This is a genomic window from Oceanispirochaeta sp. M1, assembly GCF_003346715.1.
Classification (GTDB): Bacteria; Spirochaetota; Spirochaetia; order DSM-2461; family DSM-2461; genus Oceanispirochaeta.
The window spans coordinates 99,173-121,774 of the sequence record NZ_QQPQ01000015.1 but is presented as its reverse complement, the minus strand read 5'-3'; the positions used below and the strand labels follow the sequence as shown (position 1 = coordinate 121,774).

Genomic DNA, 22,602 nt, shown 5'->3' with positions numbered 1-22,602 from the left:
CCAGATGACCCGGAATGTGATACCCATAGGCCTGGGCTAATAAACCGCCTGGGCAATGTTACTTGCCCTGGTAGTACCAATCCCCCAAGGGTGGCATTTCTTTACATCCTTAGTCCCGTTCATATACATCCATCAGGTCAGGGAAGGGCTCCAGTGCCCTGGGCAGCAGCCCATTGGCCCAGGCCAGAAACAATCCGTAATTCAACACCGGCACTCCAGCTTCCTGAAACAGATCCAGTCTGCCACGCATTACATTCTGAGTCGTCATGCAGCCCCCACAGTGAATTACCAGATCCCAGTCTGCGGGATTTTCAGGCATTTTACGGCTGTGAGCAAACTCTACCCGGCTGGAGATCATCTGCCTGAAGAGCCGGGGAATCTTTACTGTCCCAAGATCTTCCGCCTGCCTGTGGTGTGAGCAGGCTTCCATCACAAGGACCCGTCCCTGCTCAGGAAAAGCCTTTAAGACCTTCAGGCTCTCTATAAACTGGACTGGATTTCCCTTCTTTCGTGCAAAGAGGAGAGAAAATGAGGTCAGTGGCTGATCTTCGGGGATATCCGCTGCAACCTTATGAAAGGCCTGGCTGTCGGTGATCACAAGTGAGGGTTTGATTCCCAGATTTTTGTAAAAATGGTAGAGCTCTCTCTCCTTGACGATCAGGGCGGCACAGTCCCGGTCCAACAGGTCACGGATTGTCTCCACCTGAGGCATGATAAGCCGCCCGGCAGGTGCTGCCAGATCTATGGGGGTGACAAGGAGTACAAGATCCTGTTCCTTCACAAGTCCCTCTACGGGGGTCATCTCTTTTTCAATCTCTGCGCTCAGACCTTCCATTTTCTTTATAAGAGGGAGGGATGAGCCGGATTCTCTATTATCAACTGCTATGCGTCGGTCTTTCGGGAAAAAATCGGATTTATCAGGGGCCCTTTCTCTATCAGCAAAGCTCAATATTCCCAGCCATGGGAGTTTCATCTCTTCCAGCCAGACCTTAAGTTCTTCCTCTGATTTTGTGACTCCTTTATCCGCGGGGCTTACAAAGAGTATCAGGTCGGCTCCGGCCATTCTTTCCCGGCTTTTGCGGACCCTCTGCTCTCCAAGATCTCCCAGATCATCCAGTCCGGCAGTATCAGTTATGCCGCACATTCCCAGTTTTCCCAGTTCAATCTTTCTTGTGACAGGATCGGTGGTGGTTCCGGGAGTATCCGAGGCAATGGCCACCTCTTTTTGAAAGAGATTGTTCATGAGTGATGATTTTCCTGCGTTTCTGTTTCCCGCAAGTACTATTCTATTCAGCTCGGCAAGGGCCGTTTCCTGTGAGTTATTCATATTATGCTCCTGTTGTGAGGCGTTGCAGACCGAAGTGTTCATCCAGATTCCGGATATTTTTTATCTCTTCAATTCCACTCTCATTTTTAAGCCAGAGGATCAGTTCGCTTCTGTTGTTAAGCCCGGCTTTTTTAAGTTCAGGCAGCAGCTCCTTGATTGTTCCGTATCCCAGAACATCTCTCAGGCTGTTTACCATGGCCGCAGAGTTGACTAGATTTTTCTCCATAAGGGCTCTGTCAGGTTTCAGGGCCGGTAAAAGCAGCTCCGATGCTGTTGTGAGTGCCCTGCCGAGATTTTCTGATATCCTGATCATATGTTCCGCCATAAAGGGGAGGTAGGCATTAAGCTGCAGCTGTCCTTCACTGCTGTAACGGCTGATCAGGTCCGAGGAGGAGATCACATCCAGACTGAGTCCACGGATCAGTTCAATCAGCACGGGGTTGGATTTGGAAGGCATGATTGTTGAACCGTATTGCTGCTCCTCCTGGGGAATTTCTGCCAGAAAGGAGGATGAATAGATCAGGAGGTCTCCTGTCCATTTAAAGAGGTTAGAGGCACAGAGTCCCATGGCACGGGCGGCTTCTGCCAGGGCATCTGTATGGGCTACCTGATCGCAGAGGTTCTGACTCCGGCAGAGGGGCAGACCCGTTATCCGTCTCAGGGCTTTTTCCGCGGCAAAAACATAGTCTCTGGGTGCAGAATAACCTGTGCCGATGGCCGTCCCTCCCAGGGGAATCTGGCGGAGACGTTCTGTTACCTTGTTGAGTCGCCACCTGTCACGCTCAACTGGTCCCGCCCAGGCTCCGAAGAGCTGACCCAGGGTCATGGGGAGGGCATCCTGCATCTCAGTACGCCCGCACATAAGCCACTCCTGGTAGAGGGTCTCTCTGTAAACTAAACCCTCCTGCAGGGCGATAACTCTGGTCTCCATCTCTTCCAGTATTCGGAAGCTCATCAGGATCACAGCTGTGGAGAAGGTATCGTTTGTTGACTGGAATCTGGCCAGATCTTCCAGAGGCTGAGCCTTGAACTCATTTCCTATATTTGTACTTTTATTGGCCAAAGCTGCCAGCACCTCACATATATTCATATGAAGACTGGTTCCGGCACCCCCCTGGGTCAGGGGGAGTGGGAAATGTTTATCATGGTCTCCCCGTATTATCTCCCGGGCTGCATCGCAGAGTGTATGAAAGTAGAGATCCGGGTAGAGGGAGGAAGATTCCTGTTGAGCCTGAATGGCTGCCAGTTTTACCTCAGCAAAGGCCTTGATCAGAGTTCGCGGTGTCTGACCTTGACCGAGGATTTTTAATGCCTTAGCTGTTTCTGATCCGTAGAGTGGGGTCATACAAGACTCTCTATGGCATCGTCCCTTCTTATTCTGGGGGCATCCCCTCTGTCAAAGGAGAGCTCCCGTCCAAGGGGGCGTACCCGCATGGAGAGGCAGCTGATACACTGTATTCCGCTCTCATCAAGACAAATTTTCCCGGGATAGAGCTGATAATCCTTCTTATATTCCACCTGAGTAAGATTGGGCATCAGTACATTGGCACCGGCGGCGATCATCCTCTCCCTGCCGTCACTCTGAAGTGAACCCGCGGCAGTTGTGGCAGGAATATGGGCCTCCGGAAGGGCAAGGCGCAGTAGTGCAACACCCCTTATTGACATTTCAATATCCCGCTGTCTGGCATTTTTCAGGGGAGTCTGAGGATGGGGGATAAAAGGTCCTATTCCCACCATATCCAGTTCCAGTTTCTGTGCCAGGAGAATATTGTTCAGCCTTGTTTCATCCCTTTCTCCCGGGAGTCCCAGCATAAAACCGCTTCCTGTCTGGAATCCGGAATCCCTGATATGATCAAGGGCTTTAAGACGGGCACTGAGACTGCTTCCGTTTCGCAGATATTTATGCAGAGCGGGGTCGGATGTCTCAAAACGAAGAAGGTATCTGTCGGCCCCTGCCGTACGGAGGGCTCTGTATTGATCGGGAGTTCTCATCCCGCAGCTCAGGGTTACGGCTGCTTCCCCTTCAGTCTCTTCCCTGATGGACTCAACAAGACGGCAGATTCTGTCATTGTCATACTCAGAATCCTCTCCCCCCTGGATAACAAAGGTCTTTATGCCCTTGTCTGTTCCGGCTCTTACAGCTTCAAGGAGCAACTTTTCATCAATTCTATAGCGATGTACATGCTTGTTATCCTTCCGGATACCGCAGTAGAGGCAGTTGCTGCTGCAATGGTTTGTATATTCAAGGAGTCCCCGGAGGAGTACTGATTTACCATGAACTGTACGGCAGACCGCTCCCCCCAGCAGGCTGAGTGCCTCGGTACTGCTGTTGTAATAGTGATCACTTATCTCATGGGGGCTCAGTGCCTTTATTTTTTTATCATTCATATATAAATAACCTTTAAAGGTAGATATCCCTTTCACCACCCCGGATTCTCTCGAGGGAGCTTGTTATATTAGATTTAATTACAGGATCTGTTTCTTCTTCGGTGAGCTTGTGAATCAATGCAAAACCCTTCTCTCTGGTCTTCTCTTGTGCAAAGTCCATCAGATATTCGGCAAAGGAGACCAGGCCGTTGGGCAGACAGTAATGTCTGATCAGTCCCGGTTTGGCAATATCCATAAAATCCTGTCCTACACGACCTTTGCGGTAACAGCCGGTACAGAAGGAGGGGATAAATCCGGAGTCAATCATATCGCTAATGACCTCTTCCATGGGACGGTGATCTCCCAGGGCAAACTGGCTGTTCTGTTTTTCTTCCTCCGTATATCCACCGATGGATGTTTTTGATCCGGCGGAAATCTGGCTGATACCATAGCGGAAGAGTTCCTGTCTCAGCTCTTCAGACTCTCTGGTGGAGAGGATAATTCCCGTATAGGGAAGGGAGAGACGGATCACGGCAATGATTTTTCTGAATTCATCATTGGATACGGGGAAGGGGACATTTTCTGTCAGTTCAGCTCCCGGTGCCGGTTCAATTCTGGGAACACTCACCGTATGGGGGCCGCAGTTGTAAAGACGTTCCAGTTCTTCGGCATGTTTCATCAGGGCCAGTACTTCATAGCGGTGATCAGCAAGGCCGAAAAGAATTCCCATACCCACATCGTCAACTCCGGCTTCCATGGCCCTGTGCATCACATAAAGCCGGTTTTCATAATTTGCCTTGGGACCGCTGATATGGTATTTACCGTAGAGTTCGGGATCATAAGTTTCCTGGAAACAGGTATAGGTTCCGATCTGGCACTCTTTCAACTCTTTAAACTGTTCAACAGTCAGAGGTGCTATTTCCACATTTACACGACGGATAGAAGCTCCATTCTCTTTGACGCTGTAAATTGTCTTTAAGGATTCCTTCAGGAAATCCAGGGGGTAGTGTCCGGATTCTCCCGAGAGAAGTAGAACTCTCTTGTGTCCCTCTTTCAGGAGCATCCTTGTCTGCTGAGCTATCTCATCCTGTTCCAGTTTTCGCCGGACTATCTCTTTGTTATCTTTTCTGAAACCACAGTACAGGCAGTTATTGCTGCAATGATTTCCAGTATAAAGGGGGGCGAACATGACCATCCGCTTTCCATAGATGATCTCTTTGGCTTTTTCTGCCGCATCCATAATACTCTGGATCTGGGCAGAATCGTTCACCCCAAGCAGAGCCGCGGCATCCTCGGTGTTCAGCCCCTTCAGCTTCATGGCTTTTTTTATAATGATTTTCAGTTCCATCAGGGATGGTTCAGGGCGGGTCGCCAGTTTCTTCAGTTCACTATGATTCAGAAATTCCGGATATTGTTTTGACATGGTTCCTCTCCTTCAGCATTGATGCCTTGGGTCAGTTAGTTTATTCAGCTTCTCTAGCTGTGATTCCTTGGTTGCCGGCTTCTCAGCGGACAGTCCTTAGATGGGGCTAGTATTTTCTATTATTAGCTAATTAGTCAAGATTAGATAAAGAATAATCGATAAATTTGTAACGAATGTTACGGTTTTTTATGCAATTTGCATCCTGGACAAAGAAAAGCCCCCGTTTTACACCATAACGGGGGCTTTTAAAAACTGTTTATAAAGGAATCTATGTCATTTGATCCGACATCCTGACAGGAGTGGGAGTACAAAAGCCGTTTAACAAACTCGCTTTAGTTGTTTATAATATAGTTAGTAATGCCTAATAATGCAAGGAAAATAATAGCTTTTTTGAACTATTATTTTAGAAACGATTAAATAAGATAATAAATTTATGCTGAGTAAGTAATTACGTTTTAATCCACACAGTGATATAATTCTTTTTTCCCGTAAATATTAGCCAGAAGACTGCTCAGTTTCATGTCTACCGTATTGTATCCGTAGTATTTCAGAGCCAGCTGATAGTTCTTTTCGGTGATCCTCTCCACCTCTTTTGGGTTATCTAGAAGGAATTGAACCTCTTCGATTGTCTTGTCGGTGATGAAATCGTCAATCTCTACTACTTCAAAGCCCTTGGGTTTAATGTCGGTGGAGTAGATTGAGTAGTTATTTACCAATATGGGTTTGCGGAACCACAGGGTCTCGAGGAATGCGTTTCCGAATCCTTCGATCAGGGAGGGGTAGGTTACAAAATCTGCATAGGGATAGATATCCTGGAGTGTATAGATCTTTCTGCCGTCAGTAGTTGTTCCTCTCTGATCCATAATTATATCATCAACAAATATGGCTCTGACTTTCAGAAGTGCGGCATAGTCTTTGACTCTTTTTTCATACTCAAATCCCTCATCACCTGATGCATGGGAGATAACAAATGCTGCTTTTCTATCAAGACGTGAAACCATCTCGAGGGCATGTTCAATACCCTTCCTCTGAACAACTCTAGTGGGCTGAAGAATCAGAAGTTCATCATCCTTAACTCCAAGGGCATCCCTGATATCACTGTTGTAATAATCCTTTCCAGGGGGCTCTTTTTCAAAGTTCATAACATTGGGAATCAAAGTGGATGAGATACCCGTGCGGAGAGCCAGCTGATTCTGTCCTGATGAGTTAATAACTACATGCTGAATATTAGGCAGGTGAGGTGGAAAACTTGAATTGATAAAATCCCATACACAGTTGGTCAGAAAGCGTTTTCTTTCCCAGAAGAAGTCATGGTGATGGGCTATGACAGGCATATTGGTTTCTGCAATAAATTCTGTGAGCGCCATGGCAAGTGGAATGTTGAGGGGGATTGTTATGGCATTCTGGGGGATGATCAGATCGAGATTAAATTTTTTTACAAATTCATAAAGAACTTTTTTTATTTCCTGACGTTTCTGATGGAGAGCGCCTGTCAATTCTTCGGGTCTTTTTTTCTGATTAAAACACTGTACATAGATGGATTTTGTTTCAGGATGCTGAAAATGGAGCTCCGGATATACCATAGATATTTCGGCTGGTCTGTCCAACTCTCCGGCCAGGTAGAAACACTTATTTCCACGCTCAATAAGTACTTCCGCCCACTTTGCTATTTCGAGGCTTACACCATCGGTTCCTGCGATTCTGAATGATATAAATCCAATGTTTTTATTCATAGAAGAACTCCTGTTTTATTATCATAAATTATATTATAGATTATAAACTCTCTGGCTTCCTCTATTTTCTTTTTCAGATTCCGGACAAAGGTTTTTACCCGCCGGTTTTCACCTGGGGTGAAAAAGAGAGTCCCCTCCGTTGAACTTTCTATCCATCAGCAGATCAACAACCTGCACGGCACCCGACATGGTTCCGTATATTCCGTGGGAGAACTTCGGCTGATACAAATTCTTAATGGGGGTTTTCATGGAGAGCCGTTTCGGACCGAACTGTGTAACCAGTGATGCCATATCGTAGAGGCTGCCGGTGGGGGATCCCGAATACCGTGCATAGCTAGCCGGACTGGCTGTATCAATCACCTCAATATGCTTACGAAGATCGGGGATAATATACTTCTCTACAACTCCGATAAAAAAATCAGCCCATTTATCTTTCTCCGCTTTGTATTTCTTCGGGTCTTCTTTTCTCAGTTCCAGCCAGTCGGCGGGAGCAAAAGGAACCGCCCTGATTGTTATTGTATTTTTTCCACCGGTTGTGAGAGAGGGGCAGATTACACCAAGATGAAAGCATTTCTCGCTGAATCCATTTTCACCCTTTAAAAATGCATCGAAGAGCCTGTCTGTGGTACCCAGTTCTGTTGAAAGAACGATATAGGGATAATCCATATCCAGTTTGGACATATCGATCCTGTTATCCAGACCCAGGGAGACATTGAACGAGGAGGATGACATGATAATGCCATCCAGTTTATTCAGATATTTTTTGGGAAGATTTTCGTCTCCCACAAGTTTATGCATGGCCACCATAGGATCTATGGTCGTTATAATTCTGGCGGCTTTCACTGTTTCATTGCCGATTTTTACAGCTGTGGCGGCGCCTTCTTCGATTACGATCTCTTTTATTTCAGTATTAAGAAGCAGTTCTCCCCCTCTTTTCTGGAAATTTGATGCCATTGCTGCCGGAAATCCGTCAAAATATCCCAGGGGTCTGAAACAGCGGCTTATTGAAGAGAGCATGGCTCCTGTTGTCAGGATTGATGAGGCTTTTCCCGGGGGTACTCCTGCAAAGGAGGTGAAGGTTTCCATCAGCTCCCGGAGGGAGGGGTTATCAATCTTGAACATATCAAGGAGTTCGGAATAGGTCATATTCAGGTTTTTTACTACCTTGGGAGCGGAAAAGGGAATTTTAAGTTTATCTGCAAAATTAGAATTGGCCTTAAGACTCCGAACCTGTTTAAAAAGATCCACAGAGTAATCGAAGAGTCCTGCAATCTTGTCAGCATCTTCAGGAAATTCCTTCTGCAATGCTTTTTTCAGATTCTCCGCTCCTGCAGGTAGATGGTACTCTCTGACCGTCTCTCCTTCCACAATAAAACGCCGCATAAAATCATTTTTATACTGTTTCAGGGGGAGGTCTATCTCCATATATTTCATGATATCAATTACATCAGGGAAGAGCTGGGTTGTCTCAAAAACAAATCCATCTCTCTCAAAGGATGTAACATATCCGCCGGGATAAGGCTCTTTTTCGATTATCAGAATTTTTTCATGGGGATGTGTTTTCTGCCATAGAAGGGCCGTTGTCAGGCCGGATATACCGGAGCCGATGATAATAAGATCGTATTTATCATCCATTTTACAGTTGGATTTAATAGACTCTTTTTCCAGTTTGATTGCTGCCATTCTGTACATCCTTCTATTATTAATCTTCCGTTCTTTATATTAGAAGATGGTAGGGGGCAGATATTCATACTGTCAAGGATTAATATATAATCACGACCATGAGTAAAAAAAGCGTTCCTGCAGAAATGAGTCCTCCCGAGGGGATCAAACTGGCATTCTTTGATCTGGATGAGACTATTACATACAGGGATACCGATCTTCTCTGGGCACTCTGGCGTAGCCGGAGGAGTCATAAAGGGCTGTCGGATCTGCTGCGTCTTAGAAAAATCTCCCGTCTCTATTACAGCCATACCCTCACTCCTGATGCTTACCGTGAGTATCATCTGAAAAGGGCCCGTTCACTGAAACTTGAAGACTATAAAAAAATGGCAGAATCCTTTGCCTCACATACAGAGGCCCGTTTTGTCTATCCTGCTGTCCGGGAGATTCTTAAAGAAAACAGGGAAAGGGGTATCAGGAATGTTCTGATCACTGCTCAGGATGAAATAATCGGCGGAGCATTTAAAGATATTCTCGGGCTGGACGGATGTCTGGCCAGTTCCTATATCTATGAAGAAGATAAAATAACAGGGATGAAGATGCCTCTCTGTTTTCAGGATGGAAAGGTACACTGGGCACAGGATTACCTGGACAGGGAGGGTATTTCATGGGCGGAATGTGCTTTTTACACCGACAGCCTGAACGATCTGCCCCTGCTGGAGTCCTGTGAGTATCCCGTATGCGTACATCCGGGAGATGAGCTTTCCACCATAGCGGGCAAACGATCCTGGCCGGTCTTCAGACCGGAAAGGCCTTAGAACAGCTCTATACTGCCCTGTTCAACAAGAGATTTAAAATCGTACTCTTTCACAAGGTCCGGATTCCAGTTCAGGTTGAAGATAAATTTTTGTACTATCTTTGTCTGATTATTCAGTCCCAGGGGATCTTTAAATATGTATCCAAAACAGAGCTGGGGAATATCACCGCCGAAAGAAATATTCTTTTTTTGATGATTGATCAGTATGGGTACCTGAATATCCGGACCTGTCTCTTCCAGGAATCCTTCCTTTAAAAATACAGTCTTGAATCCACCCCACATAAGGTTTGTCAGTTCAGCAATCACTGGAGGTATAACCTCTTCAATGGTTCCATTGAACGCGGGATTCTGAGTCCTTTTCAATAGAGAGTGGAGTTCTTTCATATTGGTCTGCAGCATCAAATAGCCGCGGCACCAGTTAGTTGTAATAGGAATCAATGAAGTAATTTCACCATATATAACCTTGTCTCTTATAACCAGAGGTGCCGGGCAGTGTACACTTGCTTCAGGAATCATATATTTGAAGGCATTCAGTGAAAATTCCTGTATGTGTCTGATCATTTCAACCGGATAGTCCCTGATGAAAATATGGGTCTTAAGATATTTCACTATCCGTTCTTCCTCACTGATATGAAAAACACCATCAAAGAGCAGTGCATCGTCAAAGGATAGTTTTTTTTCATCTTTTTTCTCCTCTACACGGAGGAAGAGGGGGAGTTCGGGGCGCAGCTTCTTCAGTTCCCGGCTCAGATTCAGCCAGTCTCCCTGATTATTTACAAAGAGGGCACCCAAGTGGATATTCTTCTCCAGGATAATACTCGCTATGGCAGGATCTCCCACGCTGCGCATTCCTGTCAGATTATTCGCATCGAAAATGGCCCGGAGTTTCGGGAGCACCGTAATGTCTGTATCAAAGGTAAGGACCTTGCTTTTAATCTGAGTATTGTCTGGCATAATTAAATCTCCCGGGGAAATATGATATATCTTAAATAATAATCTATTCTTACTCTTAAAGATATTAAAATACAACAGATACAGATGGCGGGATGGTTTTTTTTATTCCCGCTGAGATAAATCCCGGCTGTCTGCCGGGACAAGCCCGGCAGCAGCTTTCAGTAACTTTTCCTCAGGTGGGTCAGTTCAGGGTCAATGACTTTTTCATCTGCAGGGCTGAAGTCGATCACTTTTATCTCTCCCGGACCCATATGGAAACCGTTATCAGAGAATACATCACCTTTCTGACCTCTTAAGTGGATAAAAAAGGCTGGTTTATCGGTTTTCAGTTCTATTGTGTATTTACTTTCACCGTTCTCAATGCTGTTGACCTTCATCTGAACATCAGCCTCTTCAAGGCTGCACATTCTGGGAACGTGGAGGAAGAGGGTATTCTTAAGGGTCTCTTTTTCCGTTTCCAGAACAAGTTCCAGATAGGAGTTCTGTCTGCTCTTCTCATCTTCAAGTTCTTCAGTATAAAACTGCTGTGCAGATCCGGCCTTAAGGTCGAGCTCTTTTTCAACAGTCCGCAGGATCTCCCCGCTGAAATTTCTGAATATCAGTCTGGCCTTTGCTTTTATATCTTCGGCTCTGTCGTTTACGGCAGCAGCTGTGATATTTCCATCCTTCATCCACCCGGCAATCAGGAGGGGATTGAAGAAGCGGGCTGCTCCGTAGTGTAGAAGTTTCCAGGCTCCTGAATAGTCAATTGATGCCCAGGAGGCCACAGGCCAGTTGTCATTGAGCTGCCAGTAAAGTGCTCCCATACAGGTGGGACGGTTACTTCTCCAGTATTCCACCGCAGTCTGAATGGCCCAGGACTGCTGTACCTGACTGAGGTAGATAAAGTCCTTGAACCCATGGGGAAATCGGAAATATCGGCTCAGGGTGGATATGATAATTTCATTCCCCTTTAGATTCTTCTGATGATGCATCATCACGGGGCTTGTGACGTTCTGCATATCTTCATCCGCATATTCACTGACCATATTGTATGTGGGGAAGGACTGAAATCCGAACTCGCTGCAGAAGCGGGGTAGGATGTCGTAGTAGCTTTCAAAGGGTTTGCCCTCATGCCATACAGACCAGTAATGCATATCTCCACGGCTGTCGTCATGCCAGCAGTCTGAGTAGTCACCCTCTCCGGCTGATGGTGAGCTTGGCCACCAGCTGTGTCCGGGTGCCAGTTCTTTTACGGCTTTCCCGATAACTCCTTCGTTCAGACGGTCGTAATCCACCAGATAACGGTCCCTGTTCTTCCTGGCCTCTTCATACCAGGTCAAGGCTCCCAGATCTTCATTGTTTCCACAGAAAAGTGCCATACAGGGATGACTTTTAAGTCTTGGAATCTGTGCTTTTACCTCATTCTCTACTGAATTCAGGAATTCAGGATTGCTTGGATAGAGGGAACAGGCAAACATAAAATCCTGCCAGATCAGGAGTCCAAGTTCATCACATTTATTGTAGAAATGTTCAGTTTCATACTGACCTCCCCCCCATACACGGATCATGTTCATATGGACTGCAGCCGCAGATTCAAGGAGGTAGGTAGTTTTATCTTCATCCTGGGATGAGGGAAGGGCATCCGTGGGAATCCAGTTGGCACCCTTGGCAAAAATATCCCGTCCGTTGACCCTGAAGTACATGGAAAGCCCGATTGCATCTTCATCATTCACCACTTCGAGGGTTCTGAATCCAACGATGAGTTTTTCTTTTCTATCTCCCAGGTTGATATTCAGATCGTATAGTCTCTGCTCTCCCTCTCCGTTGGGCCACCAGAGCTCAGGTGATTTTACAAGAAGTGTTTTTTCAAGAGAGTAGATCCCTTCATTCAATGGCACAGCCTCTTCCAGAACCGCATCGGCCACAGATATCTGAAGGAGTGCTTCCATATCTGATCCGGCATAAACAGTTCCTTTTACGGTCAGCTCCCAGTCATCACCTCTCTTCTCAAGGTCATAATTGAGTCCTTCAAGACGGATATCCGTAAAATCCAGTTCGATGCTCTGATAAACACCCCCTGTCATAATGCAGGGACCCCAGTCCCATCCGCTGTGACACTGAACCTTTCTCAGAAAGTTTCGTGCAGGTGATTCTACGGGTGCGGGTTGTGCCGGTATTATGTAGGGGTGGAGTTCCGCCCTTTTAACGGCCGTTTTCTCGGCAGAATCTATATAAATTTTGAAACTGTTTTTTCCTGTCTTCAAGGCATCTGCAGTATCAAACCAGGCGGGAACAAACATATTGTCACTGCTGCCTATTTCAATTCCATTGACCTCAATCCGGGCTGCCGTATCAAGAACTTCCCCATGGAAATATTGAAGACTCCCCGAGGGAATTTCAGAGATTTCTATTGTTTTTTCCATAATCCAGTCAAGCTGGTGAACCCATTGGGTTTCAAGTTCGTTTTGGTCTTTATATGGATGGGGGATAATTTCAGCATTAATGAGGGCCGTGTAGATATCGCCGGGAAGTTCTATCTGAGTACTGACTTTGTGGTCAGTTGATTTGAGGCTCCAGGTCCCCGCAAGATTTATCTTATTCATTTTATTTCCTTATTCTTATCTGTAGCCTCCGGAAGGACGCCCAGTCACAAACGACCGGGCCTGCCTCTCCCCCCTCCGGTGGGTAGATAAAAAAGGGCACCGGAAACTTCCGGTACCCCTGATTTAAGTTCTAAGTTATTTTATCCCTTAACAGCACCTGCAACAACTCCCTTGGTTATCTGTTTATTAAAAGTGAAATAAACAATCATAACAGGAATCGTTGCGATTACCAGGGCTGCAAGCTGCCAGCCCAGCTGCTGACTGGTAAGGCTTGTAAAGGAGTAGACTCCTACAGGCAGAGATTTGGTAAAGTCAGAGCTGGACAGTACCAGAACAAGGAGAAACTCATTCCAGATTCCCAGAGCAGAGATAATACTGATGGTAATAATTACAGGCACAGTCATGGGAATAATAATGCTCCAGAATGTTCTAAACGCAGAAGCACCGTCAATATAGGCGGATTCAACCAGTGAATTAGGCAGTCCCCGCATAAACTGAGTACCCAGGAGTACTGAAAGGGGCATACCGAATGCTACATAAACCATGATAATTCCCAGATGTGTATCTGTCAGTCCTACTTTAGACAGGAGCAGAAACAAAGGGATAATTACCGAGTTGACGCTTAAAAGGTACCCCAGTCCGATAAGAGCCGTGATAATTCTGGAGAGTACCTTAAACTGCATCTTACTGATTGCAAAGGCAATCATACAGCCGAAAATAACTATCAGGAAGGTTGATACACCGGCATAAATTATACTGTTTATGAACTTACCGCCCAGGCCGGCCCTTTGAATGGCGGATCTGTAGTTAAACCATACAGTTTTATGGTGGATCATCTTCTGCATCTTTTTCGGAAGTTCATTTACAATAACAAAATCACCCGGTTTCCGGCTGGCAATTTCAGTTGGCAGATCTTCTTTTACAAGAAAGTGCATCATAAGACGTCTGGTAGGGCTGATGGATGTTGATTCAATCATCAGACGCTCTCTTGTATCTTTCTTAGTGTCATAGTCGGGGACTATATTCAGAGCGGGAGCAACAACTATGTATTCATCTTCATAGTTGTCGAAAAGGTCGTGAGGGAGAGCATAAATATCCCTTGTGAGCTCTTCATTGGATTTAAATGAGGAGTAAAACATCCATCCCAGAGGTACAACTGTAATCAGTGCCCATAAGATGAAAATTGAGTAGGATAATATTGTTCCGATAAAGGCTCCGGGAGTCTTTCTTCTTATTATTTCGTTTGTCATCCTACAACATCCTCATCCGTGTCAAAACGTTTTCCAATCCAGTTACTCACGAGGATCAGGCCAACTGAGATTACGACAATTGCATTGGAGATTGCCGAACCGTAGGCAAAACGCATTTCATTACGGTAGTCCTGGAAGGCTGTCTGATACATGAAAATCGGCAGTACCATTGCATTATTACGCTGAAGACCCTGAGTTGTCATGGCGAATATAAGGTCGAAACCTCTGAGTGATCCCGCAATTGCCAGAATTGTTGATACCAGAATGGTACCTGTGAGTAGGGGCAGAATAACTCTGCCGAAGATTTGAGGCTCTGTTGCACCGTCAATTTTAGCAGCTTCAATCATGCTCTTATTCATTTTCTGCAGGTTGGCCAGGAAAATAATCATATAAAATCCGGTATACATCCAGATAAGGGCAAAGCCTATGGGATACATAACCGTATCTGCTCTCAGCATTAAATCAAACTGAGCCGTAGAATCGCCTGTGACGATCTGGATCAGTCTTGAAGCGGGTCCGTCTGCGGAAAACAGTCTTTTCCATAGAATCCCGATAACAATGGTAGAAAGAAACTGGGGCAGGAAAACCATGGACTGAAAAAAGAGTCCGCCCTTAACTTTGTTTCTATATAGTATATAGGCCAGCACAAAGGCTACTGGTATCTGTCCGAATACGGATACGGCAACAACTATCATATTGTTTTTGAATGAATGCCAGAAGTTCGGGTCCGCAAGCATGGCTTTGTAATGATACAGTCCAAGGAAGTTCCATTCTCCTCCCCTGTTGGGATTGTAGTCAGTCAGGCTGAGCCAGACTGAGTTGAAAATGGGGTAGGCAACGATGAACAGATAAATCAAAACGCCCGGCGCTATCATTCCCAGATACGTCACAAGTGCTTTTCGATCACGTAAATTCAATTAATTACTCCTCAAAAGGGGCTTTCGGGCTGTACTGTGGAAAGCTCTTTCGTCAAAAACTGCCGGTATTTTTTTCATAGGAAAGGATACCGGCTTTTGGAAAAACAGGGAGGATTTTCATCCTCCCTGAGCATGGTTATTCTAAATTATAGAATTAACGGAGCAGTCCTTCAACTTCTGCAGCAATTTCAGCAGCAGTAGCCTGACCGGAAGCAATTTTCTGCATACCGGCATTCAGTGCGTCGTTAGGAGCACCCGAGAGGAAAGCATCAATTACTTCAACCTGAACTTTTACACCCTGAGCAAATCTAACCTTTTCGGCAATGATTTTAGGCAGGTCAGAGGGAGTTGCATATCCTTTAAGGATAGGAGCTACGATAGCACCGTCTCTCAGTCTCTGAGTAGTTTCAGGTTCACTGTAGTAAGCACTGATAAACTTCATGGCTGCCTCAGAAACGGCTGCTTCAGCTGCACCGGCTTTTGTCAAACCGTAACCAACCTGGATAGCTGCAGCAACACTGTCGTTGGTTGCAGATTTTTCACCGGGCATTTTGGGCCATGCCATCATTACAGTGTTATCAGCTACTTCGGGATTCTCGATTCCACCGGCAGCCCACTGACCCTGTACCATAAACAGAGCTTTTTTGTTGCTGTAGTTGGAGATGTTTGAACCGTAGTCTACCAGTACAGATTTAGAATCAATAACACCGTCGGCTACCATAGTTTCAATATAACCAAGAGCGGCTACCCATGCAGGATCTGTGAAAGATTTGTCACCATCATAAGACTTGGATACGAAGTTTGCGTCTCCAGAAGTTCTGGAGATCATAGCAGACATCAGACATGAACCCCATGCCCATCCGTCAGCACCGTCGATAGAAACAACCTGAAGACCGGCTGCCTGTGCGGCAGGAACCATGGCTTTCAAGTCATCATAAGTCTTGGGCTGTGAAAAACCCAGTTCTTCAACAAGAGCTTTGTTCATATAAAGAACTGTTGTCAGGTTTGATGTTCCAAGGGGAATCTCAAAGATCTCTCCATTGGGTCCCATTGAAGGGATCAGGCTTACGTCAAACATGTTTTTGTCAATGATGTCTCTGTGGTCAAACTGCTGACCAGCTTCTTTCCAGGGAGCTCCCCAGCGTGCGTCGGCACCCATGTAAGCCAGGTGAGGAATGTCGCCTGATGCGAGTCTTGCCTGTACTTTCTGGTGGTATGCTTCATCATAAAGAAGTTCGTAATCAAGTGTGATGTTGGGATTGGCCTCATGGAAAGAGTCCACGATTCTTACCCAGCTAACACCTTCAGCATTTGAGTTGTCACCATAAGCCATGGTTTTAATTACAACTTTTTCGGGTTTGGCGGCAGCTTCAGCTTTTTTCTGACATCCAGTCAGGAAAAGAGAACTGATGATAACAGCTACGATCAAAGATGAGAGTAATGCTTTTTTCATTAGAAAATCCTCCTAAAAATATTACGGCCGATCAGGCCGGAATTCCAAAATAATGTTTCTAACAGATCTGCTGTGCAATTCTGTTAATTCTATGAAATATCGCTTTCCCTACTGCCCAGGCAGTTCAGAGTGCGTCATTCCCAACTAATTCGAGCGATCCGAAACGCTCTACATCCTCGGCTTCCAGAACTTCCAGGTCAATAAAGATCCTGTTCATTACAAGTCCTGCGGCACCATAGGCAACCGACTTATCTCCCAGAGTGGAAAAACGGACTTCGCAGTCGACCTGATCGTCATAGGGCCAGTTTTTTCTGATCTCTTCATTCAGTACAGATCTGAAACGCTCAGTCATATGGGGTCCCAGATCTCCACCGAGAAATACCTGGCTCAGGTTGAATGTATTCACAAAGAGAGCAAGATGCTGGGAGAGTTCCCTGATGAAATGTTCAATAATCTCCGGCTCCTCCATGATGGGGGAGTCTTTTGCGTAATTCAGTGAGAGTTGCCCTGCTTCCTTGGCTTTGCTGCTGAAGATGCTTCTGAATTCACCCGCCGAGCTGTTTCTGCCATAGTAAACATTTCCGTTTATGGCGATTCCCATACCGATGGCTGTCTGTTCGGGGGCTTTTGACTTGGCAATATCCCTGAACTCTATCAGGCAGAACAGAAAGTTCTGCAGATTTTGTGTCCGGTGGAATGTAAGTTCTCCCCAGGCACAGCTGTTGGCATCATTATCAATATAAACGGGTACTTTTGAATGGCAGGCTATTTCTTTGTAGAAATCAAAGGGTTCGGTGAAATGAAGAGGGATGGATGCCCGGATAATTCGTTTCGGGGCATCGATAATTCCAGAGCATCCAATTCCGATACCTATAAGGGGACGACCGATCCAGGTCAGTTCCTTCTCAAGATCATCCTGCAGTTTGAAGAAAATCTCTTTAAAGTTCTTTGAACTGATATCTATGGATTCTGTTCTGGAGAAAAGGATATCACCAAGGATATCCACGGCAACAACAGTATAGGATTCGGGTCTGATTTCAAAACCGAGTATGTAGCCGTAATTTCGATTGATTTCCAGTCGGACAGGCTTTCTTCCTCCCTGGGGAGTAGAGGGTCCTTCTGTTGTTTCCAGTACAAGTTTATTATCCAGCATGTTGCTGACAATATTGGTAACCGTTGATTTATTGAGGTCCAGTTTCCTAGAAAGATCTACACGTGAGATAGAACGGGCAGTCCATATTTCACGTATGATTCTGGAAGTGTTTACAATTCTGTTTCTACGTACAGCGTTAAGCTTCAAAGGGACCTCAATTTAAAAGATTGGTTAGTTGCGCCATGAACCAACCAAGGGTATTGTTACATGCCGTGGGTTATCCGTCAACTGGAAAAATCAAAAAAATCGATAAGAAGGTGTTCTAGAGCCCTAACACTGTATTGAGATTTTGTGGATGGTTTAGGTAAAGTTTTAACCAATGTAATTCATGGGTATCAAACATACCGGGAATGACCTAATTATCAGTCTAGAAGGTTCAGGTCTTCGTGAGGCATGGTGCGTCTGTAGGGGCGGAAATAGGTCTTGGGTGAGTAGTCATACAGATCTGATACCTTAGTCATGTAGACACAGGCATATTTTTCAACCTGCTCGGCATATCGGCTCTCGTCAAAGCCCGCTCTGAGAATTTCCCCCCAATAGGGATTAAAGAAAGCTTTATACTGTCCCAGAAGTTCGGAAATCTTGGAATTGAGTTTGTCCAGCGAGTCAAAGAGGGCTGTTATTCTGCTTCGGGAGACTGCTTCTCCCTCATAGCGTCGGGAGTCAAGGCTGTTGATCTCTTTCTCCAGTTTGAGTTTTTTATCCATAAGGCTATTAATCTCTTCCTGAATGCTTCTGGACTCTCTGATTCCCTTAATCTCATCTTCCAGATCTCCCAGAACAAGAGCGGTACGCCAGTTACAGCTTTTCTTGATAGAGACAACATCACCATAAATATGGTCACCCAGGTAGAGAATCTCACTGCCCGAGTATCCCAGATCCTTCTGCAGTTTGGAAAAATTTCCACCCTGATAGATGCCGCTGTCCACAGCGTCAGTATGATTGATCATGGTTTCAGATTCGGGATCTATCTTAAGGAAACGACCCTTCTGCTCAAAGAACCGGGGCTTGTCGGCAAATGTGATAACAATATCAAAGAGCTCACGCCAGTTCTTATACTTTTTTAGAAAGGGATTGAGGGAGTAGTCCATCAGCTTTCTGGTGTAGGCGTAATCAGAGTTTGTGATGATCATCAGCTTCTTGCCGTAGTCCTTATATCGCTCCAGCATCCCCGCTATTCGGGGGTCTTTAACAACAAAACGCTCAAAATCATTCCTGATTCTGGATTTTAAACTGTCGTCCTGATGAAGGATGTCGATGGCATGGTTTACATCATTCGCCAGATCATGATAGGCGGGAAGGTCGGCACCTTCGGATTTCATCTGCACAAGCTGGCTGAAAAGTACTCCATAGGAGATTGCAAAACTGGTATCCAGGCTCTGGAAGTCGGGATCTCTCAGATCGATGGCCGTCTCCTGGTAGATATGCTGCATCCTATGATAATCAAGGGGTTCCAGGCCGTGAAAGGCTATCTTTACCTTGCCGTGACGGCTTACCTGCAGGAGGTTTCCGTTTCTTTTGTCTATGACCAGTCCCACAATGGCTCTCTGGAAATCAAATTTCAGATCCTTTACTGCGATGGGATATTCCGGACTTTCAGAAAGACGTTCTGCAGCAAGCCTGTGTGTCAGCTCTTCAAAGGCTTCAGTATGATAACGGACAAGGGTGTAATCCATATCAAAGCCGATAACCTTGATGTTTTTCATATTCAGTACTCGGTTGATAAATACGGGCATTCTAACTCCGGGCGGTTCTTTTTATCAGATATTTGTACACGGCTTCCTGGGAGCGGATTTTTTCGTCTCCATCCCCGGCTTCTACATATTCATTTTTAAGATCTTTATCCAGTATTCTGGCCTTTCTGTTATCAGACCACTGTATGTCAAAGATACTCTTAAGTTCTGCCTTAAGACTCTTACGGTATACAGGGCAGGTTACTTCAACCCGGCGGTCTAAATTTCGTCCCAGCCAGTCTGCCGAAGTGATATAGCAGCGGTTGTCTCCCCCGTTTCTAAAAATAAAGAAACGGGCATGTTCCAGATACTGATCCAGGATACTTATGGCTTCGATATTTTCACTGAATCCCTCAACTCCGGGAACCAGAGAAAACCGGCCCCGTACGATCAGGCGGATTTTGACTCCTGCCTGGGAGGCTTCATAAAGCTTTTGAATAATCCCTTCATCGCTGAGGTTGTTCAGTTTTATCCTGATGCTTGCTTTCTCACCTTTTTTGGCAAATTCAATTTCATTGTCGATAAGCTCGGTAATCCCTGAACGGAGGCCGTTGGGGGATATCATCAGGTGCTTGTTCCGTCGGTAGCGGTAGTTGTTTTCGAAGAAATCGAAGAGGGCGTCCACCTCCTCGAGAATCTCCTTATGGGAAGTCATAAGGAAACAGTCTGTGTAGAGGCCGGCGGTATCCTCGTTTAGGTTACCCGTACCTATACCACCGTAGCGGACGGTTTTTCCCTTCTCCCTTCTGCTGATAAGGAGAAGTTTGGAGTGAACCTTGAGACCTTCCACACCAAAAATTACTTTTACATCGTTTTCTTTAAGTACATTGGCCCAGAAAATATTATTCTCTTCATCAAAACGGGCCTGCAGCTCCAGGATAACCAGAATCTCTTTTCTATTCTTCCTGGCATTGATCAGGGCATTCACAACGGATGAAAAGTTTGCCACTCTGTAGAGTGTTACTTTAATGCTTTCCACGTGGGGATCGATGGAAGCCTCCCGCAGTAGATCGATCACCGTATCAAAACTGTGATACGGAAAATAGAGAAGTGTATCTTTAGCCTTGATCGCCTGGAAGATTTTTACACCCTTGGGAAAGTGTCTGTGCTGCAGAGGTTCATATTTTTCACAACATTGCAGTCCCACCAGTTTGGGGAACTTCATAAAGTCGCTGAAGTAGTGATGCCTGCCTCCAGGGGTAACCGTATCATACTTTCTGAATTTCATTTTTCTGAGGAACATATCCAGCAGATCCTGATTCATGGTCTGATCATAGAGGAACCAGATTGGTGCTCCCAGATGTCTCTTCTGGACACTCTGGTTTACTTTGTTCATATAACTGAGTGAGATATCGTCATCATCAATATCCAGTTCCGCATCCCGTACAACCTTGAAGTTCCATGAATGGAAACTGTGATAATGGCTGTCTCTGAAAATTGATGGAAGTCCTGCACGGACCACTTCATCAATAAGCATTACATTCTGTTCATCTTTCTTGCTGGGAAGTTTGATAAACCGGGGAAGAACTTTTGTCGGGATCTCAACGATACTGTAGCGGATTTTATCTTCCTGGCCGATTGTTTTTTTCATCTCCACCGCAAGGTATAGTGTTTTGTCCTGCAGCTCGGGCAGTTTGTAACGTGCATCCACCATTATGGGGAAGATCTTGTGACGGACCTCTCTCTCAAAATACTCTTTTATAAAAGAACTCTGCTCTTTATTCAGCTGTTTGTATTTCAGAAGCCTTATTCCCATTACCTCGAGCTCAGCATACATATTCTGAAGTATTGTGTTGAAGCTTTCTCTCTGTCTGGCCACTTCCTTCTGAATATTTGCCATGGCAGAGGCAGGGTCTTCCCGAAGCATTATAGCTCCCTCTTTTCCCATCTGGCACATCCGACGGGTCATGGCAACACGAACCCTGAAAAACTCATCAAGATTTGAAGAGTAGATTCCCAGAAATTTGAAGCGATCACCCAGAGGATTTCTTTTGTCTTCGGCTTCCTGCAGAACTCTCTCATTAAAGGAAAGCCAGCTGATCTCTTTATTAAAAAAAGGGTAATCTCTTTTCTTTACGGTATAGGGGCGGGCCATAGTTTTCCTTTTATCAATTTAATTTTCTAAATAATACATACATGTATCTGATCAGCGTCCAAGACCGTCACCGAAACAGGTGTCTATAGTCCGGGCATGTTTAATAAGAGGATGATCTGCAGGGACAAATTTTGTCTTTCCGGCTACCTCTTCAAGGGGAACTGATGTCAGGTCATTTCCATGATACGCAGCCATTCGGCCGAATTCTCCGGAATCTGCCATACCTGCTGCGTATGAGCCGAGTTCTGTGGCAATCACCCTGTCTCTGGGAGAGGGGGTTCCACCTCTTTGAATATACCCCAGAATCGTCTCTCTGGTTTCTATGCCTGTCATATCCTGAATCAGACGGGCCACAGCAGCACCTGCAGAAATTCTGTTTTTCTTCATTCCCACTCCCGGCACCTTCACACCTTCTGCTACAACAACGATAGAGTAGGGTTTTCCCGCTTCAAGACGTTTCAAAAGGTAATCTTTCAGTGTTTCAGCTTTCCAGGGGATTTCAGGAAGAAGAATGGCATCTCCCCCTCCGGCAACACCGGAGTAGAGTGACAGCCAGCCCGTATGATGACCCATAACCTCTACAACCATAATTCTTTTATGAGAGTTGGCTGTGGTATGCATTCTATCGATGGCTTCGGTGGCGATATTTACAGCCGTATCAAAGCCGAAGGTCATATCTGTTCCCCAAACATCGTTGTCGATGGTCTTGGGAATGCCTACTATATTGAGGCCCAATTCCTGCAGTTTTCCTGCAGTCTTCATGGTTCCATTTCCGCCGATACATACAAGGGCATCAAGGCCCAGTTTATCGCAGTTCTCCAGAATACGGTCGGGTTTGCTCTGAACATACTCTTCGTACTCTTCGTGTTTAAACGGTTTTTCCCTTGAGGTTCCAAGAATGGTCCCTCCCATTGTCAATATTCCGGATAACGACTTCTCATCCAGATGTCTGTACTCATTATTGATCAGTCCGAGGTAGCCGGAGGAAAAGCCGTAGACATCCATTCCGTATTTGAGAATAGAAGTCTTTCCAACCCCTCTGATTGCAGCATTTAAACCGGGGCAATCGCCTCCTGCTGTAAGTATTCCAATCTTTTTTGTGCCTTGTGACATAATGTCTCCAGATTTTAAGT

The 22,602-nt window shown here is 45.6% G+C and carries 16 protein-coding genes; 1 reads left to right on the top strand and 15 read right to left on the bottom strand.

The features are described 5' to 3' along the window. Positions 1–109 precede the first annotated feature (109 nt). The 6 genes from hydF to DV872_RS12610 all read right to left on the bottom strand — a co-directional run bounded on the left by hydF (position 110) and on the right by DV872_RS12610 (position 8,533). Entirely contained in the window at positions 110–1,327 is a 1,218-nt protein-coding gene (gene hydF, locus DV872_RS12635; RefSeq protein ID WP_114630300.1) for a [FeFe] hydrogenase H-cluster maturation GTPase HydF, read from the bottom strand. Position 1,328: 1 nt separating this feature from the next. Beyond that, positions 1,329–2,672, bottom strand: coding sequence for a lyase family protein (locus DV872_RS12630; protein ID WP_114630299.1), 1,344 nt, complete (start codon positions 2,670–2,672; stop codon positions 1,329–1,331). Beyond that, the gene (gene hydE / locus DV872_RS12625; RefSeq protein ID WP_114630298.1) at positions 2,669–3,715 is read right to left on the bottom strand and encodes a [FeFe] hydrogenase H-cluster radical SAM maturase HydE; all 1,047 of its coding nucleotides are present in this window, start codon (positions 3,713–3,715) and stop codon (positions 2,669–2,671) included. The genes DV872_RS12630 and hydE overlap by 4 nt, the downstream gene beginning before the upstream one ends. A 13-nt stretch (positions 3,716–3,728) precedes the next feature. Beyond that, a complete protein-coding gene (gene hydG / locus DV872_RS12620) occupies positions 3,729–5,117 on the bottom strand; it encodes a [FeFe] hydrogenase H-cluster radical SAM maturase HydG (RefSeq protein WP_114630297.1) in 1,389 nt (462 codons plus the stop codon). Between the two features lie 455 nt (positions 5,118–5,572). Further along, entirely contained in the window at positions 5,573–6,850 is a 1,278-nt protein-coding gene (locus DV872_RS12615; RefSeq protein ID WP_114630296.1) for a glycosyltransferase family 4 protein, read from the bottom strand. 108 nt (positions 6,851–6,958) lie between these two features. Next, complete coding sequence (locus DV872_RS12610; RefSeq protein ID WP_158546953.1) at positions 6,959–8,533, bottom strand: NAD(P)/FAD-dependent oxidoreductase; 1,575 nt, start codon at positions 8,531–8,533, stop codon at positions 6,959–6,961. Between the two features lie 98 nt (positions 8,534–8,631). Here DV872_RS12610 and DV872_RS12605 point away from each other — a divergent pair, with 98 nt between their 5' ends. Then, positions 8,632–9,330 (top strand): HAD family phosphatase, encoded by a 699-nt coding sequence (locus DV872_RS12605; RefSeq protein WP_114630294.1) that lies wholly within the window; start codon positions 8,632–8,634, stop codon positions 9,328–9,330. Here DV872_RS12605 and DV872_RS12600 read toward each other — a convergent pair. The 9 genes from DV872_RS12600 to DV872_RS12560 all read right to left on the bottom strand — a co-directional run bounded on the left by DV872_RS12600 (position 9,327) and on the right by DV872_RS12560 (position 22,582). Then, positions 9,327–10,283: a chemotaxis protein CheX gene (locus DV872_RS12600; RefSeq protein ID WP_114630293.1), complete on the bottom strand. Its 957-nt coding sequence runs from the start codon at positions 10,281–10,283 to the stop codon at positions 9,327–9,329. The two genes, DV872_RS12605 and DV872_RS12600, sit on opposite strands and share 4 nt — an antisense overlap. A gap of 158 nt (positions 10,284–10,441) precedes the next feature. Further along, positions 10,442–12,868 carry a glycoside hydrolase family 2 protein gene (locus DV872_RS12595; RefSeq protein WP_114630292.1) on the bottom strand — a complete coding sequence of 809 codons (2,427 nt, stop codon included), beginning with the start codon at positions 12,866–12,868 and terminating at the stop codon, positions 10,442–10,444. A gap of 140 nt (positions 12,869–13,008) precedes the next feature. Further along, positions 13,009–14,118 carry a carbohydrate ABC transporter permease gene (locus DV872_RS12590; protein WP_114630291.1) on the bottom strand — a complete coding sequence of 370 codons (1,110 nt, stop codon included), beginning with the start codon at positions 14,116–14,118 and terminating at the stop codon, positions 13,009–13,011. Continuing rightward, on the bottom strand, positions 14,115–15,035 hold the full coding sequence (locus DV872_RS12585) for a carbohydrate ABC transporter permease (RefSeq protein ID WP_171832096.1): 921 nt from the start codon (positions 15,033–15,035) through the stop codon (positions 14,115–14,117). Before DV872_RS12585 ends, DV872_RS12590 begins: the two co-directional genes overlap by 4 nt. Positions 15,036–15,189: 154 nt before the next feature. Next, positions 15,190–16,488 carry an ABC transporter substrate-binding protein gene (locus tag DV872_RS12580; protein ID WP_114630290.1) on the bottom strand — a complete coding sequence of 433 codons (1,299 nt, stop codon included), beginning with the start codon at positions 16,486–16,488 and terminating at the stop codon, positions 15,190–15,192. A 124-nt stretch (positions 16,489–16,612) separates the two neighbouring features. After that, entirely contained in the window at positions 16,613–17,788 is a 1,176-nt protein-coding gene (locus DV872_RS12575; RefSeq protein WP_114630289.1) for an ROK family protein, read from the bottom strand. Between the two features lie 215 nt (positions 17,789–18,003). Beyond that, positions 18,004–19,377, bottom strand: coding sequence for an HAD-IG family 5'-nucleotidase (locus DV872_RS12570; protein WP_114630288.1), 1,374 nt, complete (start codon positions 19,375–19,377; stop codon positions 18,004–18,006). A 1-nt stretch (position 19,378) separates the two neighbouring features. Next, positions 19,379–21,469, bottom strand: a complete 2,091-nt coding sequence (gene ppk1 / locus DV872_RS12565; protein WP_114630287.1) for a polyphosphate kinase 1 — start codon at positions 21,467–21,469, stop codon at positions 19,379–19,381. Between the two features lie 51 nt (positions 21,470–21,520). Next, on the bottom strand, positions 21,521–22,582 hold the full coding sequence (locus DV872_RS12560) for a 6-phosphofructokinase (RefSeq protein WP_114630286.1): 1,062 nt from the start codon (positions 22,580–22,582) through the stop codon (positions 21,521–21,523). Positions 22,583–22,602: the final 20 nt, after the last annotated feature.